A 23,409-nucleotide genomic window follows, 5' to 3' on the forward strand; every position below is an offset into this window, starting at 1 on the left:
TGGATGTTTAATTACCAGTACGTCCCAACGAGCGGACGTGATGAGTCAAAGTAGTGCCCGGCGGCGGGCGTTGCGAGAACTGTCGGACCCGGACGCACCGATCACTCCACTCGGGACCTGTTCCGTCCAGAACCAGAACGGCTCGCTCTATTCGCTTCTTCCACAAACGCAGGCGGTCGCCGACGGGATCGAGGGCGGGACCGAGATGGTGCTCGGCTACGACGCGGAGACGAACACTTACCTGGCGTCTCCGAAGTGGGCTGTCGTCGAGAATGAAGACCACTGGGCAAGCGATAGTCTACGATGAAGTACTGTCCGTTCTGTCGAATCGAGTTTTTGGCTGCTGATGGCAAGGACGGGTATCCCGTCTGTAGCCTCCCGCCGTGCCGAGAAGGTTCGATGCCCGTATGAGGATGAGATAGTAGCTCTACTCGTTATCGTCGTGGGTTGGTGGATGAGGATCATCTAGGTCTAAATCCTTGTGAAGGATGTGCCATCCTTCGTCCTCGGTGTAATGGAGGGCTGTTTCTTTCCCTTCTTTTTGGAGGAATAGGTGTGTTGCAGGACCACCTTGGTCATCTCGGAGAACGGCATCAAAGGTATCCTGCTCTTGCAGTTGCCGGAATTCGTTCATCGTCAGGCCGCGATCTGGAAGGACATCTTTGAGCGCCATGGACAGAATGTTATTACAATCAGGGATATATGTTCCTTAGAATTTCGTCCGATAATACATCCCAAGTCGGATACCGATGTGATCGAGAACTCCGGACAACCAGCCTTATTCCCGAGCGTACTTCCGCGGGGCAATTAATCAGACTTGAGTTCGAAGTAGTGCTACAGTTATGGCAAATGGGACTCAGATTGCATTATCGACCCTTCAGATCGTCGGATTAGTTCTTCCGGTTACTCTTATCGGAGGCCGGTTCTATCTGGATCTCCTGGAAAATCGAGCTGCTGTCTCTGGGAGTCCTACGGATCGGAAGAAGATAGCAGACTTCCTCAAACATCTCTCCCTCATCGCCAGTCTGCTAATCGCTTCTGCTGCTTTGTCTATCGCTTTTCTTATTCTCCATGCCGATCTCGGTCTAATTCTTCTCGCAGCGCTCGGTCTTATGGGCTTCGCGTTCGCCTATTTCATCACCATACTGCAGAGTATGAAAAAGGAAATTGAACCCGACGTGATGTGAAATTCTCGGATGAACGGTGGCAGTCGTCAGTGGTACGTCCGAGAAGACCGGAAAGTCAGACACGATCGCCCTCGACGCCGGCGTGATCACGGTCGAAAGTACTAGATGCTCACGGTTCTTTGACTGATTTGTGAGGTAATCGGACGCGATGAAGATGGAGGATCACGACGACCACGACGGTAGGAAGGTATGGCTACGTCCCGAGGAGGTCGACGACCTGCTCGACGAAGCGGACGGGACGACACAGACAGTAGCGCTCGGACTACTCGCTCGGTGCGGACTGCGCGTTGCCGAGGCGGCCGACGTGACGCCCGCCGACGTCGTCGACACGCCCGTCGGACCGTTCGTCCGCGTGCAGGACGGGAAGGGATCGAAGTACCGAGAGACGCCCGTCCCGACCGATCTCGCGGCGTCCATGCGGGCGCTGGCGGACGTGCGCGACGAGGCCGCCGACACGCCGCTCGTCGATCGCTCGACGCGTACGATCCGGCGGTGGGTCACCACAGCCGGCGAACGGCTCTACGCCGATACGGGCGACGAGGGATGGACCTACCTCGGTCCGCACGATCTCCGGCGGACGTGGGGCACCCTGCTCGTCGAGCGTGAAGTCGAGCCCGGATTGGTGATGGAGTGGGGTGGGTGGGAGGACTGGGAGACGTTTCGGGAGCACTACCTCGGCGCGTACAGTCTGGATGCGCAGCGACGGGGCAGGGAGAAAGTCACCTGGTTGTAGCAAGCTACTTCCTTATAAACTAATCACCCCTTTCGTTCAACTGAAATTCGCCTTCCCGTCCGCCGATTGTAAACCCGTCATTCCACTTTCGCTCCGGTCTACACATCGTTATACGGATTGGGGGTTTTGCTTGAATCGGGGTTGATGCACCCGCCGCCCGTCACAAGGATCGGTGCATTCCCCACTCCCTCACATGGGAGGACGCTCGACGCCCGGTGACCCTGATCACCGAACTGAGACCGCAGAGACAGAGGCCGATGACAGGTTGGTTAGATCGAAGATGTTGTTGGAAGTCGTCTGGTTGGGGCTGAAGGTCGCACTGCTCATCGCGGGCGCACTCGCCGTGGCGTTCGGCATACTCCCGCCTGAGCAAGTGTTGTAGCAAGCGAGCGGGACTGAACAACCTTCTTGGTTGGTCAGCACCCGCCGCCCGTCACACCACATCCTCCGTAGAGTGGGAATATAATACTTCGCCATCAGTGTGAAAGTGATTCATGAAGAGTAACTATCTGCTATATTTGGAAGATAGCAAGTCTGAGACACCGAATTATACTGTCGCTTGAGTATCGAATCTCCGTACTGCGAAGAAAGAGTTTTTCACGGAGTCTCGTCTACCAGTAACCGCTTCCAGTACTGGCGGGCCCGATGGATTACTCGGGCCTCCGTACCTACGACCCGACAGTGATGCGTAGATCCTTGGCCTGACGGACGAGGATCACGAGCGCGACCATCGTTGTCGGGTCGGCCGAGACGCTAAGCTCAAGCACTGTCTATCACCTCTCTTTGGTTGTCACTCTTCAGTTCGCGGGCGATCCTCACTCCATCGCGGGAGTGCGGAAGAACGGAAACCGCAGTCTTCCAGTACTGGCGGGACCGTTCTTCGTGCAAGATGATGGGAATCGGTGGTGTAAAGGCGTTGGTTCGATCAACACATCCGGTTTCTAGATATTTTGGCACTCACAGGCCGCGAGACACCGATATATGCCTCTGTCTGCATCCCCAATATGAATGGTATGTAGATCAGGGTGAAAATGAATCGCCCGACAATGGTAAATCGGGTCGACGTTACCGTACATGGATGCATCAATTCTGTCATCCCACCGTCCGCCGTCGAGGAAGGCTCTCCGCGTCGAGTTCACCCGCGAGATATAGATAGCCGAGCGTCGTCAGTTCGTACATCGACGCGCCACGGTAGATCGGGGCGATGAGACCCGCGTCGCGTAGCTCCTCGCAACGCTCCTCGATCCGCTCCTCCGACGCCGTGAATCGGAAGTGGCGGCTCATCGTCCCCGGTGACGCCCATCCGTCATCGGCGAGGTGTTCGAGAATCCGCTCGTCGAGTTGGTGCATCCACTTCGCCGGTCGGCGCACGAGTTACCCCTCCTGCTCTTCACTCGCGTCGCGGATGCCGTTGGCCGCCGCGCCGCCGTTCTCGTCGAGACGAACCCAGTTCTGTGTGTCGAGCGTCCCGTCGAGATACGCCTCGCCGTCGTCGGTGAGGACGTACACGCCGTTTCCGAGGTGGCGGAGTAGCCCCTCATCGGCGAGTTTTCGACATCGTCGAGCGATGTGCTGGCGAGAATAGTGAATCGGCCCCTCCTCCATCATTTCCGTTGGCGAGCCCGATTCGTTTTCGCGTATAAATTCCAACACTCTGTCATCAACCAACGTCATCCAGTCACCGGAGTGGCGCATTTGTTCTCGGTGATTAGGTCTATTCCGGCGCACTTGTCATCAGTCAAATTAGCATTAATGGCACTTTAGCTCTATAGCGGCTCGTCGTAACATTCATGTTCCAGTGGAATAACTGTGTGTCACGGAACCGACGCGAGACTCTGTTGGCACTACGAGGTTGGTCGGTGACGCGGGCGGTGTCTGAAGCACCCCCCGCGTTACGGTTCCGCGGTTAAGCCATGTTAACCGCAAACACCACGGGACGAATGTCCCGCACGACCGGAAACGGACCGAGCGGAAATCAACCTGACGACGGCGACTGCGTCGTCTGTGGTGACCCGGCGGACGGGATCGACGCGCCCACGCGCCAGCCTATCTGTCGGCGCTGTGCGTCGATCCGGTGCGACGGCGGACAGGAGATCCGACCGGGACGCCGGCGCGTCACGTCGTCGATCACCTTCGGCGGCGCTTCGAGCAACTACGTCAGTACGCCCGGCGACGACGTGAACCACCTCAGCGGGGAGGTGAGTATCGAGGTGTCCGGCGCGTCGTCGGACTACCCGCACCCGACGCGGCTTCAACGGGAGATCGAGGCCGCCGTCGCCGACGTGCTCGACGACTACACCGATCGGGTGAGCGACGACGTCGACCGCGGCGACGGTGTCGAGACGGACGGCGGTCTTCTCACCGGCGGCGGCCGCTATCACGTCGTCTGTTCGGACTGTACGTTGGAGGACCTGAAGCGCGAGCGTCATCAGGCCGCCCGTGCCGTCGACGATCACCGGACCGACGAGCCGTCCCACTCCGTGCGCTTCGAGGAGGTGCGCGGACGGTGAGCCACTACTCCGACCACGAGAAGGTGATGCACAAGCTGCTCGGTGCCGCCTTCTTCATGACCTACACCGGCCACCACCGGATGGCCGCCGAGATCGCCGCGACGGCCGACACGTACTGGAAGGACGTGCAGCAGAACGGGAGTGATGGGCGTGACTGACGGCGACGCCTACTCGGTGACGGTGAAGATGACCCGCGGGACGTCGAGCGACGACAAGGAAGTCGTGAAGACGGAGGTGTCGGCGAACACGCTCGACGAACTCGACGAGAAGATGGACGCCGTCCGCGAGCGGATGGACGACTGGGCCGGCGACCTGCGCGAGATCCAGCCGGTAGCCCACCCCGCCGGTCACGACGATCAGGCGACGCTCGGGGAGGGGTCGACGTGAGCGACGACCTCGAACCGCTCACGCCCGAGGAGGGCGTCGAGTGGTACCTCGAAAGTCGCGCCGGCGAGGACGCCGCCCACACCGTCGAGAACAAGAAGTACCGTCTCGCGCCGTTCGTCGAGTTCTGCGAGGACCGCGGGATCGAGAACCTGAACGACCTCGGCGGCCGCGAGATCTTCCGATTCTACAAGCGCCGGAAGGGGACGGTGAAGGACGTAACGCTGAAGAACCACCTCGCCACGCTCCGCGTCGCACTCGACTTCTGGGCGGGGATCGACGCCGTCGAGGAGGGGCTTCGGGAGGACGTTCCGATGCCCGACCTCTCCGACGAAGACGAGACCAACGAGACGGTTCTCCGCGAGGAGCGCGGCGGCGACGTGCTCGACGACCTCGGCACGTTCCGGTACGCGTCGCGGGATCACGTCGTCTTCCTGCTGCTGTGGGAGACGGGGTGCCGGATGGGCGCGCTGTACGGTCTCGATCTCGAAGACTTCGACGCGGACGAGCCCTGCGTGAAGTTTCGGCATCGTCCCGAGTCGGGGACGCCGCTGAAGAACGAGGAACGCGGCGAGCGCGACGTGTGGCTCGGGACGCCGGTCGCGGCCGTCGTCGAGGACTACGTCGCTCACACCCGCGAGCCTACCGACGGAGATCGGGACCCGCTCGTCACCTCGAAGAAGGGCAACCGCTTGAGCAAGACGAGCATCCGCGAGACGGTGTACCGAGTGACCCGGCCCTGCGTGTGGAACGGGTGCCCGCACGACCGCGACCCCGCGGAGTGTGATGCTGCCCGGTACCAGAAAGAGGCGAGCAAGTGCCCGTCCTCGGTGTCGTCGCACCCGCTCCGGAAGGGCGCTATCTCGCGGGACCTGAACGAGGGCGTTCCTCGGGAGGTCGTCAGCGAGCGGATGGACGTCACCGAGAAAATCCTCGAAAAGCACTACGACAAGCGGACGGAGCGCGAGAAGATGGAAGTTCGCCGCCGCCTCATGCGGGAGGTGAGCGACCGATGATGCGCTTCAACGCGGTGGGTCGGAGCGCGCCGGTCGGTCAACCCCCGGCGAGTCCACTACCCCGTTTATTCCTGCCGAACTACGACGATAAGCGACAGTAGTGCGTCTCCTGTCGTATTCTACGACGGGAGAGGAACCGTAACGAATCGCGCTTCTGAGCGAAGGACCGACGATTTCGAATCCGTCTCCTCGCTGTCCCCCGATACGATCGAAGGAAACCTGGAGTGGTCGGCGTGACGCGCGCGGACGTGGACGAGAACGCCGTCGGGGTGGGTGGTGCGGGTACAGCGTGGGAAAGGCGACAAGTACCGCGAGACGCCGCTGACGGATTCGTTGGCGGCGACGATCAACGCCTACGCCGACGTCCGCGACGGCGGTCCCGACGACCCGCTCGTGCCGCGCACCACGCGCACCGTTCGCGACTGGGTCACCACCATCGGCGAGCATCGGCTCGACGAGACCGGCGACGACGAATGGTCCCACCTGTCGGCGCACGACCTACGGCGCACCTGGGGGACGCTGCTCGTCGACGACGAAGTTGAGCCCGGGCTCGTCATGGAGTGGGGCGGGTGGGAAGACTGGGAGACGTTTCGGGAGGCGTACCTCGGTACCTATTCGACGAAAGCGAATACTCGGGCGCGGGCGAAAGTCGACTGGCTCTAACCGACCTTTCACCGCCGACTGGCGTAAGTTAGATGAATCTGTATGCAGTCTGTATACACATGAGTACATCCATTCGAGTCTCAGACGACACAAAAGAGATGCTGGAGAGCCTGAAGCGTGATGACGAGACGTTTGATGAGCTTCTCGAACGACTCGCACAGAGCGAGAAACCCATCAACGTCGGCGCTTGGAGTGAAGAGGAAGCCGACCGCGCACGGGAGGCTGTGAAGCGTTCTCGGGAGAGTTTCGAACGGTGACCTTCCTCGATTCCTCCGTTATCATCGACATGCTCGAAGGCGTCCCGGATGTCGTCAAGTACGTCGAAGACCGCGGGCAGCCCTACCTCACGTCGTCGCTCTGCGTCTTCGAGGTGATCGACGGGGAAGTCGGCTCGGGAGAAACCGATGTTGTCGGCGTTCGGCAGGAGTTCGGTGGCGTTCGCTCACTCGACCTGAACGAGCAGATCGCCATGGAGGCCGGCCGGATGCAAGACAGGCTGCTGGACGACGGCGAACGAATGGCTGCCCGCGACCTCCTGATCGCCGCGACTGCGCGGTCCACGGGAGATGAACTCATCGTTGCCGACAGTGACTTCGAAACCCGACATCTATCCGACCTGATGGACGTGACGAACCTCCGCGCTGAAGACTGAGAACGGCGCCAGTTGGAAATTCACCCGACCCCGCTCATTAGTCCGGTCGCGCCGTCGGGAGAGCAGAAATGGTTGCGATGGCATCGTCTGGCTGTAATAGCCCGAATACCACAAAGAAAGAGTTTTTCACAGAGTCTACTCTACCAGTAACTGCTTCCAGTACTGGCGGGCCCGATGGATTACTCGGGCCTCCGTACCTACGACCCGATAGTGATGCGTAGGTCCTTGGCCTGACGGACGAGGATCACGAGCGCGACCATCGTCGCCGGGTCTGCCGAGACGCTAAGCTCGATGACTTTGATCACCTCCTTTGGTTGTCACTGGTCGGTTCGAGGGCGATCCTCACTCACTTGCGTGAGTGCGGAAGAACGGAAACCGCAGTCTTCCAGTACTGGCGGGCCGTTCTTCGTATACGACGTAAATCGACCACGCTTCTTAAACGCTCGCTCGCGTGCGTCCGGCTCCAAAGAAAGTTTTCGATTCCCAAAATTCTGAGAGTGATGGAGCCGTTACAGACGGATGGCTGTACGCCGACACGGGCGACGACGGTGGATTTTTCCTCGGTCCGTACGACCTCCGGCGTACTTGGCATTTTGCTCGTCGAGCGCGAAGTCGAGCCCGGGCTCGTCATGAAGTGGGGCGGCTGGGAGGACTGGGAGACGTTTCGGGAGCACTATCTCGGGGCGTACAGCCTCGACGCGCAACAGCGCGGGATGGAAAAGGTCGGCTATAGTAGCGTTTGGAACTGTTCGCACACCTGATCGCCAGATTGCGTGCGATCAGGTGTGCGATGACTTACAAAGGCTACTATAGCTCTAATACGTCACGACTTCCAGCCCTTCGACATCCTGAAAATCACCGTCGTTCGAGAGGACTGGTTCGTCGAGTAGCAACCCGTGCGCGGCGACGATAGAGTCAACGCCGTCAAGATCGGACAGACGATCCGAATTCATGTGTTCCCCGTTCAGTTTGCCGGCGCGTCGGGCCACCGCAGGCGTGAGGCCGACCGACCCTCGACTAGCGACCAACTGCTCGTACCGTGCACGAAGTAGATCGGCCATGTCCTCGTCCGCGGCGTTGTTGATCCCGGTGTAGGCCTCCCAGATGACGGCGGTCGGGATGCGCGTCGGTACTTGGCGTGCGGTCAGTTCGTGGGCGAGGGCCCTCGCTGCCCCCCGTTCGTCGGCGAGTGCGCCGAGATACTGTGTGTCGAGGATCATCTACTCGTGTGACGGCGGGGTCGCCCCGACCACTCCGTCCGTCGCCTCCTCGACGCTGAACTCGGGGTCGATCTCCGCCATATCGTCGGCGAAATCGACGAGCGTGTAGTCCTCGACAAGTCGCTCCAGCGTCTCCCCCAGCGTCTCATCCTCTCGGTTTTCGCTTTTCACCCGTGCGTACAGGTCCTCGCTCACCCGGATTTGTTTCGTTCCCACGTGCGGCTGTTGACGCCGTTGACAAATGAAGTTGACGCCAGTTATCCGAACCCGGCCCGTACCCCGGTTCCGGTCCCGACGCTTCGAACGGCGCTACCTACACCGAGAACCCGTAGAGGTCGTCGCCGACGTGGTGAACCGACTCGACGACCTTGCCGGCGTCGCCCACCATGTCGTCACCGGGTTCGAGCGCCCGGCCGACCGCCAGCGCCTTGCCGTGGGTTTCCTCGACGATCACGAGCAGATCGCCGACCGCGATATCCGGATCGGCCTCGACGATCCCCGGGCGCATCACGTCGGCGCCGTCGCTGACGAACTGGACGGCACCGGCGTCGACGGTGACGAGTCGGCGCTCGGGCGGGTAGGCGTTCGCCCCGCGGACCGTCAGGAAGGGGTCGCCGTCGACGACGAAGACCGACGGGTCGCCGTCGACGAGGACGAGATCGAACTCGGTACCGACGAGGTCGACGCGCTCGTAGGTGTCGCCGTCGATCTCGACGCCGAGTGCGTCTTCGATGGTCGCAGTTAGCTCCCCGATCTCGTCGCTCCGCAGGTGATGGCGCGATTTGACCTCCATGTGGAGTCGTGGGATCGCTCCCCGCATAAGTCGCCCGTTCCGTCACGATGCCGGGCGCTTCGTCCGCCGCGCGTCCGACGCGTAACAAACGCTAAGTAGGCGTGGTGCCTGCACCCGACCATGTGGCGTTCCGGCTCGGACGGCGGTCGGGATCGGAAGACGGTCGTCTGTATCGCGTGTGGCACCTCGCTGCTCCGATCCGAGGCCCGCGAGTACGACAAGAAGGGCGACCGCTGGAGCCGACACGGCAAGGAGTTCGAACACCTCTGCAAGGAGTGTTACCGGAACCTCTGTCATCAGCCACGCGACGAACTCGAGGCCCTCCTCGTCGACATCGGCGACGGCGACGACCTCTCGCGAGGGGACTTCCTCGAACGGTACTACGGAGCCGTCGAGGAGCGGTACGGCTCGGCCGAGGAACCCGAATCCTGACTACGCCGGCGCCGGCGCCTCGCCCGACACGTCTAACTACCCGTCACGTATAGTCCGGGGCATGACGAACGACGCGCAGGCCCAGGCCGGGACGGCCGAGGGACAGGGGCCGGTCGAGATCAGTCCGGCCGAGGCGAGACAGTTACAGGAGAAACGCGAGGACCTGTTCGAGGAGTTCGAAATCCGGGACGAGTTCCCGTCCGCCGTGCTTCGCGAGGCACGCGACCGGACCGACGGCGTCCAGGGGGAGATTCGGGACGAACTCGACCACCGCGAGGACCTCCGCGACCTGACCGCGTGGACGACCGACCCGATCGACGCCCAGGACTTCGACGACGCGATCAGCGTCCGCGAGGAGGAGGACTGCTACCGGCTGTGGGTCCACATCGCGGACGTCACTCACTACGTCCACCCCGACTCGGCGATGTGGGAGGAGGCGGTCCAGCGCGGCAACACGGTCTATCTCCCCGCCTACACCATCCACATGCTCCCGCCGACGCTCGCGGAGACGGTGTGTTCGCTCGTGCCCGACGAGGACCGCCTCGCACACACCGTCGAGATGGAACTCGACGCCGAGACGCTCTCGTTCGAGGAGATCGACATCTACAAATCCGTCATCCGGAGCGACGAACGGCTGACCTACAGCCAGTGTGAGAACCGACTGGAGGAGCCCGACGCGCCGCTCCACGAGGAGAACGTCCTCGCGTTCGAACTCGCCGACCGGATGCACGAACAGCGCAAGGAGGACGGCTCGCTCGTCCTCAACCCCCGCCGGGACCGCGCCCACACCATCATCGAGGAGTGCATGCTGAAAGCGAACAAGGCCGTCACGCACGAACTGATGTGGAACCGAGGCGTCGAGGCGATGTACCGCGTCCACCCACAGCCCACGCCCGACCAGTGGAACGACGCCCTCCGCGAGATTCAGGAACTCGACGGGGTCTCCATCCCGTCGGACAAGTGGGACGACCCGCGCAAAGCGGTCAACGGCGCCCTCGAAACCGCGCCCGACCGGAAGCTATCGAAGATCCAGCGGGCGGTGCTGAAGGTGATGCCGCGTGCGAAGTACATGAACGATCCCTTCGGCGGCCACCACGCCCTCAACTTCGACATCTACGGCCACTTCACCTCGCCCATCCGCCGGCTCTCGGACCTGATCAACCACTGGATCGTCCACGAGAACGACGTGCCCGAGGACCTGATCGAACTTTGCGATCGGGCCTCGGACCGCCAGAAGGACGGGGAGACGGTCGAACGGCTCTACAAGGGGTTCATGGAGGAGATCGGCCTCGACCCGTACGCGGTGAACAACCGCGGCGTCGTCACCGTCGACGACGACGGCACCGTAATAAACGAGGCGGGGCTGCCGCCCGAGGAGGACTGAGCGGCCGGGACGATCCTGCAGTTCCCGGTCTTGAAAATCGGAGCGACACCTTTGTTTGTCGATCCGACGTATCGCCGCTCGGCCCCCGGCACCGCTCCGGTGGGCCCGCCGTCGAGTCCGGATCGACCATGCATCGACCTCCGTTCCGGCGGCGCCTTTCGTACCGTGAGGAGACGGCGCTTCGTCGGCTCCCGTGCCGCAGCCACCGGTTAGCCGTAGCGTTCCACCGCGGCCTCGTACCCGCGCTTCGCCTGGCGGTATGTCTCTCGCAGGTCGGCCACCGGCGAGTCGCTCGCGTCGACTCGCAGGTCGTGATACAGCGGTTCCCCCGCTCCGGGCGTCGAGACGGCGACGGCCGCGCTGCCGACCGGGAGGTCATCCACCCGACGGTCGCCGCCCGAGCGCTCGCCGGCCCCGAGCGCGGTGAGCAGGCGCCGGACGAGCGACGCGTCGCGTTCGTTCTCCCGGTATCCCTGCGCCATGGCGTCGAGGACCGACTCGTCGGTCAGCGAGGTGCCCCCGACGGTGGTCCCCTCGTTCGTCCGGTGGCCCGCTACCGCGGGACAGTCGGTGCCGGTGTGTGTGGCCGTCGATTCCGTGCCGACGCCGTGGAACTGGCTTCCCTCGCCGCCCGCGGCCGCCAGATCGGCGACCGTCTCGTCGAGACGCCGCCCCGCCGCGAGCGCGGAGAGACACCGTGCCCCCGCGTCGGGGTCCGCGACGCCGGCCACCGCGACCGCTCCGTGATCGCTGACGTGTGGACAGACGCTCCCCACCGCTGGGAGGCGGGTGGCGGCGGCGACGCCGAACCGGTGGCCCCCGTCGGCACGCTCCCGGACGCAGATGCTGTATGTCACGGCGGGGGGACGGGCGCTAGGACAAAAAGGGCCCCGTCGTCGCCGGCGCGACCCCCTCGGACCGGGGCGTCTGACGCAAGAACTAATGAGGCGGTGGCTCCTGTACCTTTCATGGGCATCATGAGCAAGATCCTCGGCGGTGGCGACAGCCACAGCACCGAGGACTACGTCGAACTGAGCCTCGACGACTTCGACACGGCGCGGGCCGAGGCGGGGATGAGCGTTCACTTCGCCGAGATCAGCGAACAGCGAGACGCCATGCCGATCAAGGACGCCGTCTACGACGGCGACCTCGTCATCGCGGACATCACGCGGATGAGTCCGAGCGACAGCGTGGTCGACCGGGTGCTGGAGGACCTCCGGCAGGTCGCCCGCGAGGTCGACGGCGACGTGGTCGTCAAGGAGGACGATCAGGTGATCGTCACGCCGACGGGCGTGAAGATCAGCCGCGAGAAACTGTCCTGAGGGCCCGCCGGAACCGACAGGGTTTCACCGGTCCGGTCCCCAGTCGCGCGTAGATGAGCAAGGACTACATCGAGGTTCGCGGGGCCGAGGAGCACAACCTCAAGGACCTCGACGTCCGCATCCCTCGCGAGGAGTTCAGCGTCGTCACCGGGCTCTCCGGGTCGGGGAAGTCGTCGCTCGCCTTCGAGACGGTGTACGCCGAGGGACAGCGACGGTACATCGAGTCCCTCTCGGCGTACGCCCGCAACTTCCTCGGGCAGATGGACAAGCCACAGGTCGAAGCAGTCGAAGGCTTATCGCCGGCCATCTCCATCGACCAGAAGAACGCCGCCAACAATCCCCGGTCGACGGTGGGCACCGTCACCGAACTCCACGACTACCTCCGACTGCTGTACGCCCGCGTCGGCACGCCCCACTGCCCCGAGTGTGGACGCGAGGTGGGCGAACAGAGCGCCGGCCAGATGGTTCGGCGCCTCCTCGACCTGCCTGCGGGGACGAAGGCGAAACTCTGTGCGCCGATCGTCCGGGACCAGAAAGGCGCCTTCGAGGACCGCTTCGACGACCTGGTGAGCGAGGGGTACAGCCGCGTCGAGGTTGACGGTGAGCCCTACGACCTCACGATGGATCGTCCCGACCTAGACGAGAACTACGATCACACGATCGACGTGGTGGTCGACCGGGTGACGATCGACCCCGACGCGCGGTCGCGCCTCACCGACTCCGTCGAGACAGCGCTGGACGAGGCCGGAGGCGTTCTGAAGGTGATCCTCCCCGACCCGCCCGAGGGGAGCGAACTCGGCGGCGCGACCGCCCGGTCGACGGGCGACCTCGCGGCGGTCGACGGCGAGACCGACGCGGACGATGCCGCCGATGCGGACCGCCTCGTCGTCGAGTTCTCCGAGGCGCTTGCCTGCACGCACTGTGGCATCGACATCCCCGAAATCGAGACCCGGAGCTTCTCCTTTAACAGCCCCCACGGCGCCTGTCCGGAGTGTGAGGGCATCGGGAACACGAAGGAGGTCGACCCGGAGCTCGTGGTACAAGACGAGAGCAAGCCCCTGAAGAACGTCTTCGAGCCCTGGAGCTACAACCGGGCGTACTACCGCCGACAGCTCGACTCCGTGGCGCGTCACTTCGACGTCTCCGTCGACACGCCCTTCGAGAACCTGGACGACGACGTGCGGGACGCCTTCCTCTTCGGCACCGACGAGGAGGTGCTCTTCGAGTGGACGACCAAGAACGGCGTCCGCCGGAAGGAGGAGGCCTTCGAGGGCATCATCGGCAATCTCGAACGTCGACACGTCGAGACGGACTCGGACAACACCCGCGATCACATCGAGGAGTTCATGGCCGTCACGACCTGCCCCGCCTGCGAGGGTTCCCGCCTCAAGCCCGCCTCGCGGGCCGTCCTCGTCGACGGGACGCCGATCACCGCGGTCAACCGTATGAGTATCGCGGACGCGCTCGCCCACTTCGAGGGACTGGAGGCCGACCTGACGGAGCGCGAACGCACCATCGCCGAGGAGATTCTGAAGGAGATCCGCGCCCGACTGGGCTTCATGCAGGAGGTTGGCCTCGACTACCTCACCCTCGACCGCGAGGCGTCGACGCTCTCGGGCGGCGAGTCCCAGCGCATCCGGCTGGCGACGCAGGTCGGCTCCGGCCTCGTCGGCGTCCTCTACGTCCTCGACGAGCCCTCGATCGGCCTCCACCAGCGCGACAACGACCGTCTGCTCGACACGCTGGAGGGTCTGCGCGACCTGGGTAACACCCTCCTGGTCGTCGAACACGACGAGGAGACGATGCGTCGGGCCGACTCCATCATCGACATGGGGCCCGGCCCGGGCAAGCGCGGCGGCGAGGTGGTCGTGCAGGGCGACTTCGAGACGGTGGTCGACGCCGAGGACTCGATCACGGGCGACTACCTCTCCGGACGCCGGGAGATTCCGGTGCCGGAGGAGCGTCGTGACCCCGACGACGGGAGTCTCACGATCCACGGCGCCCGCCAGCACAACCTCGACGACGTGGACGTCTCCCTCCCGCTCGGCCACTTTATCGCCATCACCGGCGTCTCGGGGTCGGGCAAATCGACGCTGATGCACGACGTCCTGTACAAGGGGCTGGCCCGCGAGATGAACGACAACACCTCCGTCGATCCCGGTGAGCATGACGCCATCGAGGGGTACGACGCCATCGAGACGGTGCGGCTGATCGACCAGTCGCCCATCGGGCGCACCCCGCGTTCGAACCCCGCCACCTACACCGGCGTCTTCGACCACGTCCGCGAACTCTTCGCGGAGACCAAGTTGGCGACCCAGCGTGGCTACGAGAAGGGGCGCTTCTCGTTCAACGTCAAGGGCGGTCGCTGTGAGGAGTGCGGTGGACAGGGGACGGTCAAAATCGAGATGAACTTCCTCTCGGACGTCTACGTCCCCTGTGAGGAGTGTCAGGGCGCCCGCTACAACGACGAGACGCTCGACGTGACCTACAAGGGTGCGACCATCGCGGACGTCCTGGAGATGGAGGTCGACGAGGCGCTTGAGTTCTTCGAGGCCAACCCCGGCATCCGCCGTCGCCTCGAACTCCTCCAGGACGTGGGACTGGGCTACATGCAACTCGGCCAGCCCTCGACGACGCTCTCGGGTGGCGAGGCCCAGCGGGTGAAACTCGCCGAGGAGCTAGGGAAGAAAGACTCCGGTGAGACGCTGTACCTGCTCGACGAACCGACGACGGGCCTGCATCCCGAGGACGAGCGCAAGTTGATCGAAGTACTCCACCGCCTCGCCGACGCCGGCAACACCGTCGTCGTCATCGAACACGAACTCGACCTCGTGAAAAACGCCGACCACGTGATCGACCTCGGCCCCGAGGGTGGGGAGGGCGGTGGCGAGGTGGTGGCGACGGGGACGCCCGAAGCGGTCGCCCGCGACGAGGCGTCCCACACCGGGCGCTACTTGCGCGACCTGCTCCCCACCGTCGACCTCACGGGGCCGCGCTCGGATCGGCGGAAACCGGCGAAGGCGGCGAGCGACGACTAATCGCCGAAGGCCGTCCGCACCGCGTCGGCCACTGCGTTCGCCCGCATCGCGTGTTCTACCTCGTCGCGGATGCCGTTGGTGACGTAGGCCATCGCCAGTCCCGACTCGGGGTCGCCCCAGCCGACGATGCTTCCCAGCCCCCCGTGTCCGAACGTCGAGCACGGGGCGACGGTGCCGTACTTGTCCCACGCGGTGCCCGCCCGCTCGAAGCCGAGGGCGTAGCGCCGGGGGACCGCCAGCGTCCCATCGCGCTCCACCTCGGTCTGGAGGCTCGTCGCCGCCTCGACGGTGTCGGGATCGAGCAGCCGTTCCCCGTCGAGTTCGCCGCCGTTGACGAGGCAGGCGTAGAACCGCGCCATGTCGCGGGCCGTCCCGATGCCCGTCGCCGCGGGGACCACCGCCCGTCGGACCGACTCGCGGTTGAACAGTGCCGCCGCCTCGGCGGCCGTTCCCGAGAGCCCGGCGTCGCTCTCCCGACACCGCTCGCCCGCTTCGAATCCCGACAGCGTCGCCGCGTCGTCCGGATCGTCAGCCGGGAGGCCGATGCTCGTGTCGGCCATCCCCAGCGGTTCGAAGACGTTGGCTCGCGCGTAGTCGTCGACCGACTGCCCGCTCACGCGACGGACGAGTTCGCCCACGAGGAACCCGTAGGTGAGCGCGTGATACGCGGCGGTCGACCCCGGCCGGAACGTCGGTTCGAGCTCCTCCATCGCCCGAACGGCGTCGTCCCAGTCGCTCCAGCGTCCCGGCTCCTCGTCCAGTCGGCTGCGCGGGAGGCCGGCCTGGTGGCTGAGGACGTGTCGCACCGTCGCTTCGGCCTTCTCGGTCCCCGGTTCGGCGAACGCGGGCCAGTGGTCGCGAACGCGGTCGTCGTAGGCGAGATGTCCGCGCTCGACGAGATGGTGGAGACAGACTCCGGCGTAGGGCTTCGTACACGAGAACAGCACGTGGCGGCTTTCGGCCGTCGTCGCCGGGCCGTCCGGGGCGACCACCCCCGCCGCGAGGTCGAGTACGAGGTCGCCCCCGTCGTACACCGCCAGCTGTGCGCCGTGATGCAGTCCGGCGGCGACGTGGGACTCGAACACCTGCCGGACGCGGCCCGCCGGATCGGCGTCGAACGTCGACATAGGGACGACGTGTCCCCACGGCGACGAAAACCCGTCGGCGGTAACACGTCCGTTCGTTATCAACCTAGCTTTCATTAGACAAACTTATATTTCTCTAGCCGGTCGAGGCGGACATGGACACGACACGAATTTTCGTCGTCGTCTGTGTGATCGTCGCGACGCTCGGCCCGCCGGGAGTCGGTGCCGCGGCCGCACAGTCCGGGGACTGTGCGTTCCCGATCACGCGGACGGACGCGACGGGGGCCGACGTGACGATCCCCGCGGACCCGGAGACGGTGGTGACGCTCAACCCCAGCGCAGCACAGACGATGTACGAGATCGACGCGTGGGACGAGGTGGTCGGCGTCTCCTCGTACGCCTCCTACCTCCCCGGCGCCGACGGAAAGACGACGGTCGGCACGGGGAACAGCGACGCGACGATCGAACGGACCATCGCGCTCGATCCCGACCTCGTCCTCGCGCCGAACACGATCTACGACTCGACGGTGGCGGATCTGCGCGCGGCCGGGCTGACGGTGTACAAGTTCGAGGAGGCCGAGGACCTCGACGACATCGTCGAGAAGACGCGGCTGACGGGCGACCTCGTGGGCGCCTGTGAGAGCGCGGACGCCACCGCGGACCAACTCGACCGGCGCCTCGACGTCGTCCGCGGTGCGGTCGACGACGTGGAGCGCCCGACGGTGTTTTACACCTTCTTCGGGTTCACGGCCGGCGAGGACACCTTCATCCACGAGGTCATCGAGACGGCGGGCGGTGACAACATCGCGGCCACGCCCGACGGCGCGAACGACACCGGCCGCACGTCGGGATACTTCGCCGTCAGTTCGGAAGTCGTCGTCGACACCGATCCCACGTGGTTCGTCCTCAACAGCGACCAGTACGACACCGCCACCGTCCCGTCCGGTCCGGGCGGCGTCTACGAGGACACCACGGCCTACGAGGAGGACAACGCCGTCGTCCTCGACGCCAACGAGATCAGTCAGCCCGGACCGCGAATCGTCGACGCGATCCTCGACCTCGTTCGGGTCCTCCATCCCGAGGCCTACGAGGAGGAGATCGAGGGGCGGATCGACAGGGACGGTCTCTCGACCGAGCGCGGGACGACCGTCAGCCGCGTCGCCGACGGGAGCGTCAACCTGGCGGCGTCGAACGTCGGCCGCGTGGACCGGGTGCAGTTCGACCTGCCCGCACGCGAGAACGCGACTGCCGACGTGCGACGGGTCGACGTCGCGCTCGCGACGGTGAACCCGACGTTCGACCTCCGTCTGCGCTACGGCGGCAACCACTCGGCGCCGTCCGGGACGCGATCCCTCGAAACCATCGGGCTCTCCGGCAACGGCATCCTCGCCGACGACGTCGACCACCTGACGTTCCGGATCGCGGTGAACCGGAGCCGCCTCGACGGGGCCGACCCCGAGACGGTCACGCTCTACCGATCGAACGGCACCGGCTGGGTACCGCTGCGGACGACGCGGGTGAACGCGACCGCCGACGGGACGACCAACGCCACCGACGCCGCGAACGACACCCTCGTCTACGAGACGCGGACCACCGACCTGTCGACGCTGCTGGTGGCCGTCGAGGAGCCGCGACCGCCGGCCGAATCCGCGGCGAACGCGACGGGGACCGCGACTGCGACGGCCACCGCGTCCGCGACGGCGGCACCGACCGTGACGAGCACCGCCACGCCCGCCGCCTCGACGGCGCGACCCACGGGAACGGCGGGGAGCGCGCCCGGATTCGGGCCGCTGATCGCGGTCCTGGCCGTCCTGCTCGCCGCCACGGCGAGCGCACGGGGGCGACGATGACCGACCGTCCCGCGACTCGCACCGGCCGCCGGGGCACGCTCGCCGCGGTCCTGTTCGCCCTCCTCGTCACGCTCGCGACAGCCCCCGCGAGCGGTGCGGCCGTCGGCCTCGGCGAGACGGACGTCTCGCCGACCGACGTCTCGACCGGCGCGACGACGACGCTCGACCTCTCGGTGAACGCGACCGGCGTGAACACCACCGACGGGACGAGCGGTGCGAACGTCACCGTAGCCGCGCCGACGGCGCTCGACCTCTCGGCCGCGACGGTGTCGGCGCGGGCCGTGACACCGAACGCGACGGGCGTGAGCGCGTCGGTCGACGCCGCGTCGAACGCGGTTGTCGTCTCGTGGGACGACGACGGCGGCGTCGGCACTGAGACGGTGGCTGTGACGGCGACGGTCTCCGACGTCGCCGTCGATCGCACTGGCGATCACGACCTGACGGCGACGGTCGACGCCGATGGCGACAGTGTCACGGACGCCCAGGGTGCGGTCGGAACCGTCACCGCCACGGCGACGGCGGCCGACCGGAGCGTCACGGCGACCGGGACCGTCCTCTATCTCGGCGAGGAGGGAGTCGACCTGACGGGCCTCGACGGCGCCGCGGCGGCCGGGGAGTCCGACCGGTTCTACGGCGTCGGCGGCGAGGCCGACGGGAAGGTTGCGCTCGCCGACGACGCGGCCGCAGTGGACGTCACCGTCGGCGAGGGGTTCACCCAGGGGGTGTACGCTTTCGAGTCGGAGGGATCGACCGTCTTCGCTGTCGAACGCCCGAACGTGACGGACGTCGACCTCTATCCGGGAGAGACGGCCTCGGGGACCGAAGTCGCCGGCTCCTCCGTTCCGGCGACCGTCGAGACGGTCACCGTCGCCCCGCAGTTCGACTTCGAGGCGGCCGACAACGCGACGGTGACCGTCGAGAACGGCGACGGTCTCGACGTCACCGACGAACTCACCACGGACGCGACGGTGGCGACCGACGGCGAGACCGTCCAGCTCGACGTGTCCGACCTCTCGGTCGACACCTACACCGTCCGGGTCGAGGGCGCCGACGACCTCGATCACGTGAACGCGACGACGACGGTGCGGATCCGTACGGAGGCACGGACGGTCTCGCTGAGTCGGACGCGCGTCGTCCGCGGCGAGTCGACGGTGGCCACGGTCAGCGGTCGCCCGGGCGCGGTCCGGTACGTCCGCCTCCCGGCCGACGCGCTCGCCGACGGCCAGTCGGCGACCGTTCCCACCGCGAAGGCCGTCTTCGGGGCCGCCGAAGGACTCGTTTTCGTCGGCGCCAACGCCGCGACCGACTCCGTCTACGCGGTCCTCGGCCTCGACGACGACGGCTTCGCGCGGGTCGAACTCCGGACGGATCGACTGGCCGAGGGGACCCACGACGTGGTCGTGGCGCGAAACGACACCGCGGCCGAGGAGGCGACCGTCCCCCTCACGGTCACGGATCGCGACGTTTCCGTGACGCCCGCGCGGACGACACTCACTGTCGGCGAGACGGTCGAGGTCTCGGGGACCGCCCGCGGCGCCGACGACGTGAAACTGTACGCGGGGGTCGGCGGCGAGTACGCGCCGCTGTACGCCGATACCGACACCGACGGCCTCGCGGAGACGCGGGTCGACGACGACGGCTCGTGGGCGGTCGACCTCGACACGCGCTCGGTGCTGACCGTCCCCGGCCGGTACACGGTCGTGGCCGTCGCCGACCCCGGATCGGCTGCCCTGGGGTCGAGCGACCGGATCGACGAGTCGACACTCAGGGCGTTCGACGACACGGCGACGACCCCCGTCGTGACGACCGACCCCTCGCCGACGGCGACCGTCTCACAGCCCCGGATCGCCACGGGCGTCGGCGACGAGGTGCGCGTGACCGGTCGTGCGCCCGGTCCGGCAGACGAGATCCGTGCGTACGTCGTCTCGCCACGCGGGGCCGTCGACGCCCGTGACGTGAGCGTGGACGACGACGACGCCTTCGACGTCGAGTACGCCGCCTTCGACGCCCCCGGCACCTACCGGATCCTCGTCGTGACGCCCGGCCGCGACGGCGCCTTCGGGTTCGCCGACGGCGGGTCGGCGGCGGCCATCCGGACCCGCCTCACCGACGCGAAGACGGCCGCCGAGACGGTGACCATCCTCCGTGACGCGTACGGAGGCGCCGGCGTGGACGACCGCATCGTCGGCCTGAACGTCACCGCGACTGCACCCCGGGTGGCCGTCGAGACGGTCTCCCGGGCGGGCGACGACCTCGTCGTCACGGGCACCTCGAACCGCGAGAACGGCACGCTCGTCCTGCTTGATCTCCGGGACGGGACCCGACCGGTCGCCGCCGCGGACGCCGAGGTGAACGCCTCGGGGCGATGGCGGACGACCGTCGACGTCTCGGGGGTCGACCCTGGCCGGTACGCCCTCCGGGCCGAGACGGGCGACGCCCTCGACGACCGAACGGTGCGGATCGGCGACGCGCCGACGCCGGCGACGGCGACCCGAACCCCCCGGCCGACCGAGACGTCGACTGCGACGCCGACGCCGCCGACGCCCGAATCGACCGCTGGCGTCGCGGCCGAGACGGGCGAGACGGTCACTGGGGCGACCCGAACCGCGGCCACCGGAGTCGGATTCGGCGCCGTGTCAGCTCTCCTGGCGCTGCTCTCGGCACTCCTGATCGCGGTCGGACGGCGGCCGTAGTCCCGGCGACTCTCCGTCGCAGTCAAAACCCCCGGGCCCCAAGCACCGGTGTGATGTTCGCCGAACCCCGTTCCGGCCGGCCGTCGACCGGTCGGCCCCCGCGTCCCGCATGAACGTCCGCATCCGAGGCATCTACACGACGGCGCTGACGCGCCGCTTTCTGGACGCCGACCACGCCGTCGTCGGCGCCTCCGATCCCATCCGTGACCGGTTCGACGCCGACTTCGGGTCGGCACCGCACGACGCCGCGGTCGAGACGACACGCGACCGGCAGGGCGTCGGCGTGACCGGCGCCCCCGAGGCGGTGGCGACGGCGGTCGAAACTCTCCGTCCGGCCCGCGATACGTTCGCGTGGGCGTCGCCCGCCCCGCGGGACGCCGTCTTCGACGCCCGCGTGACGGAGACGCTGGGGAGCGGCGCGGTGTGTGACCTCGGCGACGCCGAGGGTTTTCTCCCCTTCGGCAACGCGGCCGACCACGTCGCCGTGGGCGACACCCGCCGCGTCCGCGTCGCCGAGTCGTCGGCGCCGTGGATCGACCGCCGGCCCGTCCTCGACACCGACGTGCGGGTACGGTCGGGACCGGCAACGCTCGTCCACGGCGAGTCGGGCGTGACCGTCGACGCACGGGACGACGCTGCGGGCCGCGAACTCGCCGGTATGACGGACCTCCTCGGCATCGATCCGCCGGCCGAGTGGGGGCTCCGCTGGGACGACGCGGCGACCGACGCCGACATGGCGGCGCTGGAGGCGGCACTCTCCCGCGCCGTCGAGCGCGCCGAGGCGATACCCCTCGACGAGTCGGTCGAGCCGGTTCGACGCCTGGCGGCCCCCGCGGCGACGACGTGGGTGTGGTTCGGCCGCGAGGCCCGGTTCGCCCTCGACGCGGACCGGCGGGCGGTGACGGCGACGATGGACGGCCACCACCGCATCAAGGCGGCCTCCGCCGACGCGAGTCGAGCGGTCGACTTCGTGGAGGCGCTGTCGGTCGACGACGGCGACGGCGACTTCCCGTTCGCGGCCGTCACCGACACCTTCGGCCCCGTCGCCGGCAACGCCGTCCGCCTCGAACACGGCAAACCCGACGGCCGGCTGATCGTCCTCGGTCGGGCAGACGTGGTCGATCGGGACCCCGACGGCACGCTCACGCTCCGCCGCGAGATGACCGCCGGCGGCAGCTACGACGCCCTCGGCGTCGCCCGCGAGGCCGGCGACGTCGCGACCACGAAGGTCCGCGAGGGCCGGTGGTGGTATCCGACCGTCTACCGCGACGCCGACGGCGAGCGGAAGGGCACCTACGTCAACGTCTGCACCCCCGTCGAGTGTTTTCCCGACGCCGTCCGGTACGTCGACCTCCACGTCGACGTGGTGAAAGGCCCCGACGGCGAGGTCCGCCGGGTCGACGACGACGAACTCGACGCGGCCGTCGGGGCGGGACAGGTCACCGAGGCGCTCGCCGAGAAGGCGCGGTCGGTCGCGTCGAGTCTGGAGAGCGCTATCTAGCTCCGCCGGTGATCGCGCTCGCGAGCGCCCCCTTGACGACCGCCGCGTCACCGAACGCCGTGAGACGGATCGTCGGCACGGTCGTCGCCACGAGGTCGGGCAGTCGCTCGCGCACCGGGTCCAGGACGTGGTCGGGGTGGTTGCGCGCCACGCCACCACCCACGACCACGGTTCGGGGCGCGTAGGTGTGGACCAGCGCCGCGACGCCGACGGCGTTCCAGCGGCCGATCCGCTCGACGACGCGCGACGCGAACGCATCCTCGCCCGCCGCCCCGAACACGTCCGCGGCGTCGAGGTCGGGATCGTCGAGGGGGAGCGACGTCGCGGCTCCCGCGTGGAGATCACGGGCGTATCCCGGCACGTTCGCTCCCGAGCAGTACGCTTCCCAGTGGCCCGTGCCGCCACAGCCACAGGGCCGTCCCGTTTCGGGATCGGGGTCGACGGTGAGATGCCCCATCTCGGCGGCGTTGCCGTCCCACCCCGAGAGGACGTGCCCGTCGACGACGGCGCCGGCACCGATACCGGTCGAGACGGTCAGATACACCAGGTTCTCCGGGCCGTCGCCGAAGAACCGCTCGCCGAGGGCCGCCGCCGCGGCGTCGTTGTGGAGCGTGATACGTCCCGTCGAACACAGGGTTTCGAGCGGGCCGCGGAGGTGGATTCGCTCCACGTCGTCGGGCAGGTTGGGCGGTCCGACGACCGCCCCGGCGCTCGGATCGAGGGGACCGATCGTCCCGATGCCGACCGCTACGACTGCCCCCGGCGAGACGCCGGCGTCCGCACACGCCTCCCGAACCGTCTCGAGGACCGCCTCGGTGACGGCGACGCCGGTCGGTCCCTGCGGCGTGGCGGCGCTGTGTGATCCCGCGATCCGGCCCGCACGGTCCCCGACGACCGCCCGTACCGTCGTCGCCCCGAGGTCGACGCCGAGATACGTCGCCATCCC

At 66.6% G+C, this 23,409-nt stretch carries 27 protein-coding genes; 18 read left to right on the forward strand and 9 right to left on the reverse strand.

Annotation, left to right across the window (positions count from 1 at the left end):
- The first annotated feature begins 40 nt into the window (after positions 1-40).
- Positions 41-307, forward strand: a complete 267-nt coding sequence (locus tag NBT82_RS09795; RefSeq protein WP_251327940.1) for a hypothetical protein — start codon at positions 41-43, stop codon at positions 305-307.
- 120 nt (positions 308-427) lie between these two features.
- Here NBT82_RS09795 and NBT82_RS09800 read toward each other — a convergent pair whose 3' ends face one another.
- The gene (locus NBT82_RS09800; RefSeq protein WP_251327941.1) at positions 428-673 is read right to left on the reverse strand and encodes a DUF7964 domain-containing protein; all 246 of its coding nucleotides are present in this window, start codon (positions 671-673) and stop codon (positions 428-430) included.
- A 169-nt stretch (positions 674-842) separates the two neighbouring features.
- Between NBT82_RS09800 and NBT82_RS09805 the strand changes: the two genes are divergently transcribed.
- Both NBT82_RS09805 and NBT82_RS09810 read left to right on the forward strand, forming a co-directional pair.
- On the forward strand, positions 843-1,187 hold the full coding sequence (locus tag NBT82_RS09805; RefSeq protein WP_251327942.1) for a hypothetical protein: 345 nt from the start codon (positions 843-845) through the stop codon (positions 1,185-1,187).
- 154 nt (positions 1,188-1,341) lie between these two features.
- Positions 1,342-1,920, forward strand: a complete 579-nt coding sequence (locus tag NBT82_RS09810) for a tyrosine-type recombinase/integrase (RefSeq protein WP_251327943.1) — start codon at positions 1,342-1,344, stop codon at positions 1,918-1,920.
- 1,092 nt (positions 1,921-3,012) lie between these two features.
- Here NBT82_RS09810 and NBT82_RS09815 read toward each other — a convergent pair.
- Positions 3,013-3,270, reverse strand: coding sequence for a MarR family transcriptional regulator (locus tag NBT82_RS09815; protein ID WP_251327944.1), 258 nt, complete (start codon positions 3,268-3,270; stop codon positions 3,013-3,015).
- A 24-nt stretch (positions 3,271-3,294) separates the two neighbouring features.
- Complete coding sequence (locus NBT82_RS09820; RefSeq protein ID WP_251327945.1) at positions 3,295-3,615, reverse strand: phage repressor protein; 321 nt, start codon at positions 3,613-3,615, stop codon at positions 3,295-3,297.
- Between the two features lie 245 nt (positions 3,616-3,860).
- Here NBT82_RS09820 and NBT82_RS09825 point away from each other — a divergent pair, with 245 nt between their 5' ends.
- From NBT82_RS09825 to NBT82_RS09860, 8 genes are all read left to right on the forward strand, one after another.
- The gene (locus NBT82_RS09825; RefSeq protein ID WP_251327946.1) at positions 3,861-4,430 is read left to right on the forward strand and encodes a hypothetical protein; all 570 of its coding nucleotides are present in this window, start codon (positions 3,861-3,863) and stop codon (positions 4,428-4,430) included.
- Complete coding sequence (locus NBT82_RS09830; protein WP_251327947.1) at positions 4,427-4,588, forward strand: hypothetical protein; 162 nt, start codon at positions 4,427-4,429, stop codon at positions 4,586-4,588. The genes NBT82_RS09825 and NBT82_RS09830 overlap by 4 nt, the downstream gene beginning before the upstream one ends.
- A complete protein-coding gene (locus tag NBT82_RS09835) occupies positions 4,581-4,817 on the forward strand; it encodes a DUF7389 domain-containing protein (protein ID WP_251327948.1) in 237 nt (78 codons plus the stop codon). Before NBT82_RS09830 ends, NBT82_RS09835 begins: the two co-directional genes overlap by 8 nt.
- Positions 4,814-5,830 carry a tyrosine-type recombinase/integrase gene (locus NBT82_RS09840; protein WP_251327949.1) on the forward strand — a complete coding sequence of 339 codons (1,017 nt, stop codon included), beginning with the start codon at positions 4,814-4,816 and terminating at the stop codon, positions 5,828-5,830. Before NBT82_RS09835 ends, NBT82_RS09840 begins: the two co-directional genes overlap by 4 nt.
- A gap of 276 nt (positions 5,831-6,106) precedes the next feature.
- Positions 6,107-6,493: a tyrosine-type recombinase/integrase gene (locus NBT82_RS09845; protein ID WP_251327950.1), complete on the forward strand. Its 387-nt coding sequence runs from the start codon at positions 6,107-6,109 to the stop codon at positions 6,491-6,493.
- A 59-nt stretch (positions 6,494-6,552) separates the two neighbouring features.
- Positions 6,553-6,750, forward strand: coding sequence for an antitoxin VapB family protein (locus NBT82_RS09850; RefSeq protein WP_251327951.1), 198 nt, complete (start codon positions 6,553-6,555; stop codon positions 6,748-6,750).
- A complete protein-coding gene (locus NBT82_RS09855) occupies positions 6,747-7,145 on the forward strand; it encodes a PIN domain-containing protein (RefSeq protein ID WP_251327952.1) in 399 nt (132 codons plus the stop codon). Before NBT82_RS09850 ends, NBT82_RS09855 begins: the two co-directional genes overlap by 4 nt.
- 500 nt (positions 7,146-7,645) lie before the next feature.
- On the forward strand, positions 7,646-7,906 hold the full coding sequence (locus NBT82_RS09860; protein ID WP_251327953.1) for a hypothetical protein: 261 nt from the start codon (positions 7,646-7,648) through the stop codon (positions 7,904-7,906).
- A 54-nt stretch (positions 7,907-7,960) separates the two neighbouring features.
- Here NBT82_RS09860 and NBT82_RS09865 read toward each other — a convergent pair whose 3' ends face one another.
- The 3 genes from NBT82_RS09865 to NBT82_RS09875 form a co-directional block, all read right to left on the reverse strand.
- Positions 7,961-8,365: a PIN domain-containing protein gene (locus NBT82_RS09865; RefSeq protein ID WP_251327954.1), complete on the reverse strand. Its 405-nt coding sequence runs from the start codon at positions 8,363-8,365 to the stop codon at positions 7,961-7,963.
- Positions 8,366-8,581 carry an antitoxin VapB family protein gene (locus tag NBT82_RS09870; protein ID WP_251327955.1) on the reverse strand — a complete coding sequence of 72 codons (216 nt, stop codon included), beginning with the start codon at positions 8,579-8,581 and terminating at the stop codon, positions 8,366-8,368. It abuts the gene before it with no gap.
- A gap of 97 nt (positions 8,582-8,678) precedes the next feature.
- On the reverse strand, positions 8,679-9,158 hold the full coding sequence (locus NBT82_RS09875; RefSeq protein ID WP_251327956.1) for an RNA-binding protein: 480 nt from the start codon (positions 9,156-9,158) through the stop codon (positions 8,679-8,681).
- A gap of 120 nt (positions 9,159-9,278) precedes the next feature.
- Between NBT82_RS09875 and NBT82_RS09880 the strand changes: the two genes are divergently transcribed.
- On the forward strand, positions 9,279-9,590 hold the full coding sequence (locus NBT82_RS09880; RefSeq protein WP_251327957.1) for a DUF7562 family protein: 312 nt from the start codon (positions 9,279-9,281) through the stop codon (positions 9,588-9,590).
- Between the two features lie 61 nt (positions 9,591-9,651).
- Positions 9,652-10,974 carry a ribonuclease catalytic domain-containing protein gene (locus NBT82_RS09885; protein WP_251327958.1) on the forward strand — a complete coding sequence of 441 codons (1,323 nt, stop codon included), beginning with the start codon at positions 9,652-9,654 and terminating at the stop codon, positions 10,972-10,974.
- 209 nt (positions 10,975-11,183) lie between these two features.
- Here NBT82_RS09885 and NBT82_RS09890 read toward each other — a convergent pair whose 3' ends face one another.
- Positions 11,184-11,831, reverse strand: coding sequence for a DUF1028 domain-containing protein (locus NBT82_RS09890; protein WP_251327959.1), 648 nt, complete (start codon positions 11,829-11,831; stop codon positions 11,184-11,186).
- Positions 11,832-11,942: 111 nt separating this feature from the next.
- Here NBT82_RS09890 and NBT82_RS09895 point away from each other — a divergent pair, with 111 nt between their 5' ends.
- Both NBT82_RS09895 and uvrA read left to right on the forward strand, forming a co-directional pair.
- Positions 11,943-12,296: a cell division protein SepF gene (locus tag NBT82_RS09895; protein ID WP_251327960.1), complete on the forward strand. Its 354-nt coding sequence runs from the start codon at positions 11,943-11,945 to the stop codon at positions 12,294-12,296.
- A gap of 53 nt (positions 12,297-12,349) precedes the next feature.
- Positions 12,350-15,334: an excinuclease ABC subunit UvrA gene (gene uvrA / locus NBT82_RS09900; RefSeq protein WP_251327961.1), complete on the forward strand. Its 2,985-nt coding sequence runs from the start codon at positions 12,350-12,352 to the stop codon at positions 15,332-15,334.
- Here uvrA and NBT82_RS09905 read toward each other — a convergent pair.
- Positions 15,331-16,461, reverse strand: a complete 1,131-nt coding sequence (locus tag NBT82_RS09905; protein ID WP_251327962.1) for a serine hydrolase domain-containing protein — start codon at positions 16,459-16,461, stop codon at positions 15,331-15,333. The genes uvrA and NBT82_RS09905 overlap by 4 nt on opposite strands.
- 113 nt (positions 16,462-16,574) lie before the next feature.
- On the opposite strand from NBT82_RS09905, the gene NBT82_RS09910 reads away from it, so the two are divergent.
- From NBT82_RS09910 to NBT82_RS09920, 3 genes are all read left to right on the forward strand, one after another.
- Complete coding sequence (locus NBT82_RS09910; RefSeq protein ID WP_251327963.1) at positions 16,575-18,269, forward strand: PGF-CTERM-anchored ABC transporter substrate-binding protein; 1,695 nt, start codon at positions 16,575-16,577, stop codon at positions 18,267-18,269.
- Positions 18,266-20,962 carry a hypothetical protein gene (locus tag NBT82_RS09915; protein WP_251327964.1) on the forward strand — a complete coding sequence of 899 codons (2,697 nt, stop codon included), beginning with the start codon at positions 18,266-18,268 and terminating at the stop codon, positions 20,960-20,962. Before NBT82_RS09910 ends, NBT82_RS09915 begins: the two co-directional genes overlap by 4 nt.
- A 109-nt stretch (positions 20,963-21,071) precedes the next feature.
- Positions 21,072-22,463: a ribonuclease FAU-1 family protein gene (locus NBT82_RS09920; RefSeq protein WP_251327965.1), complete on the forward strand. Its 1,392-nt coding sequence runs from the start codon at positions 21,072-21,074 to the stop codon at positions 22,461-22,463.
- Here the strand turns inward: NBT82_RS09920 and NBT82_RS09925 are convergent.
- Entirely contained in the window at positions 22,456-23,406 is a 951-nt protein-coding gene (locus NBT82_RS09925; RefSeq protein ID WP_251327966.1) for an ROK family protein, read from the reverse strand. The genes NBT82_RS09920 and NBT82_RS09925 overlap by 8 nt on opposite strands.
- Positions 23,407-23,409 lie beyond the last annotated feature (3 nt).

It is taken from the genome of Haloplanus sp. HW8-1 (assembly GCF_023703795.1).
GTDB classification, from domain to species: Archaea; Halobacteriota; Halobacteria; order Halobacteriales; family Haloferacaceae; genus Haloplanus; species Haloplanus pelagicus.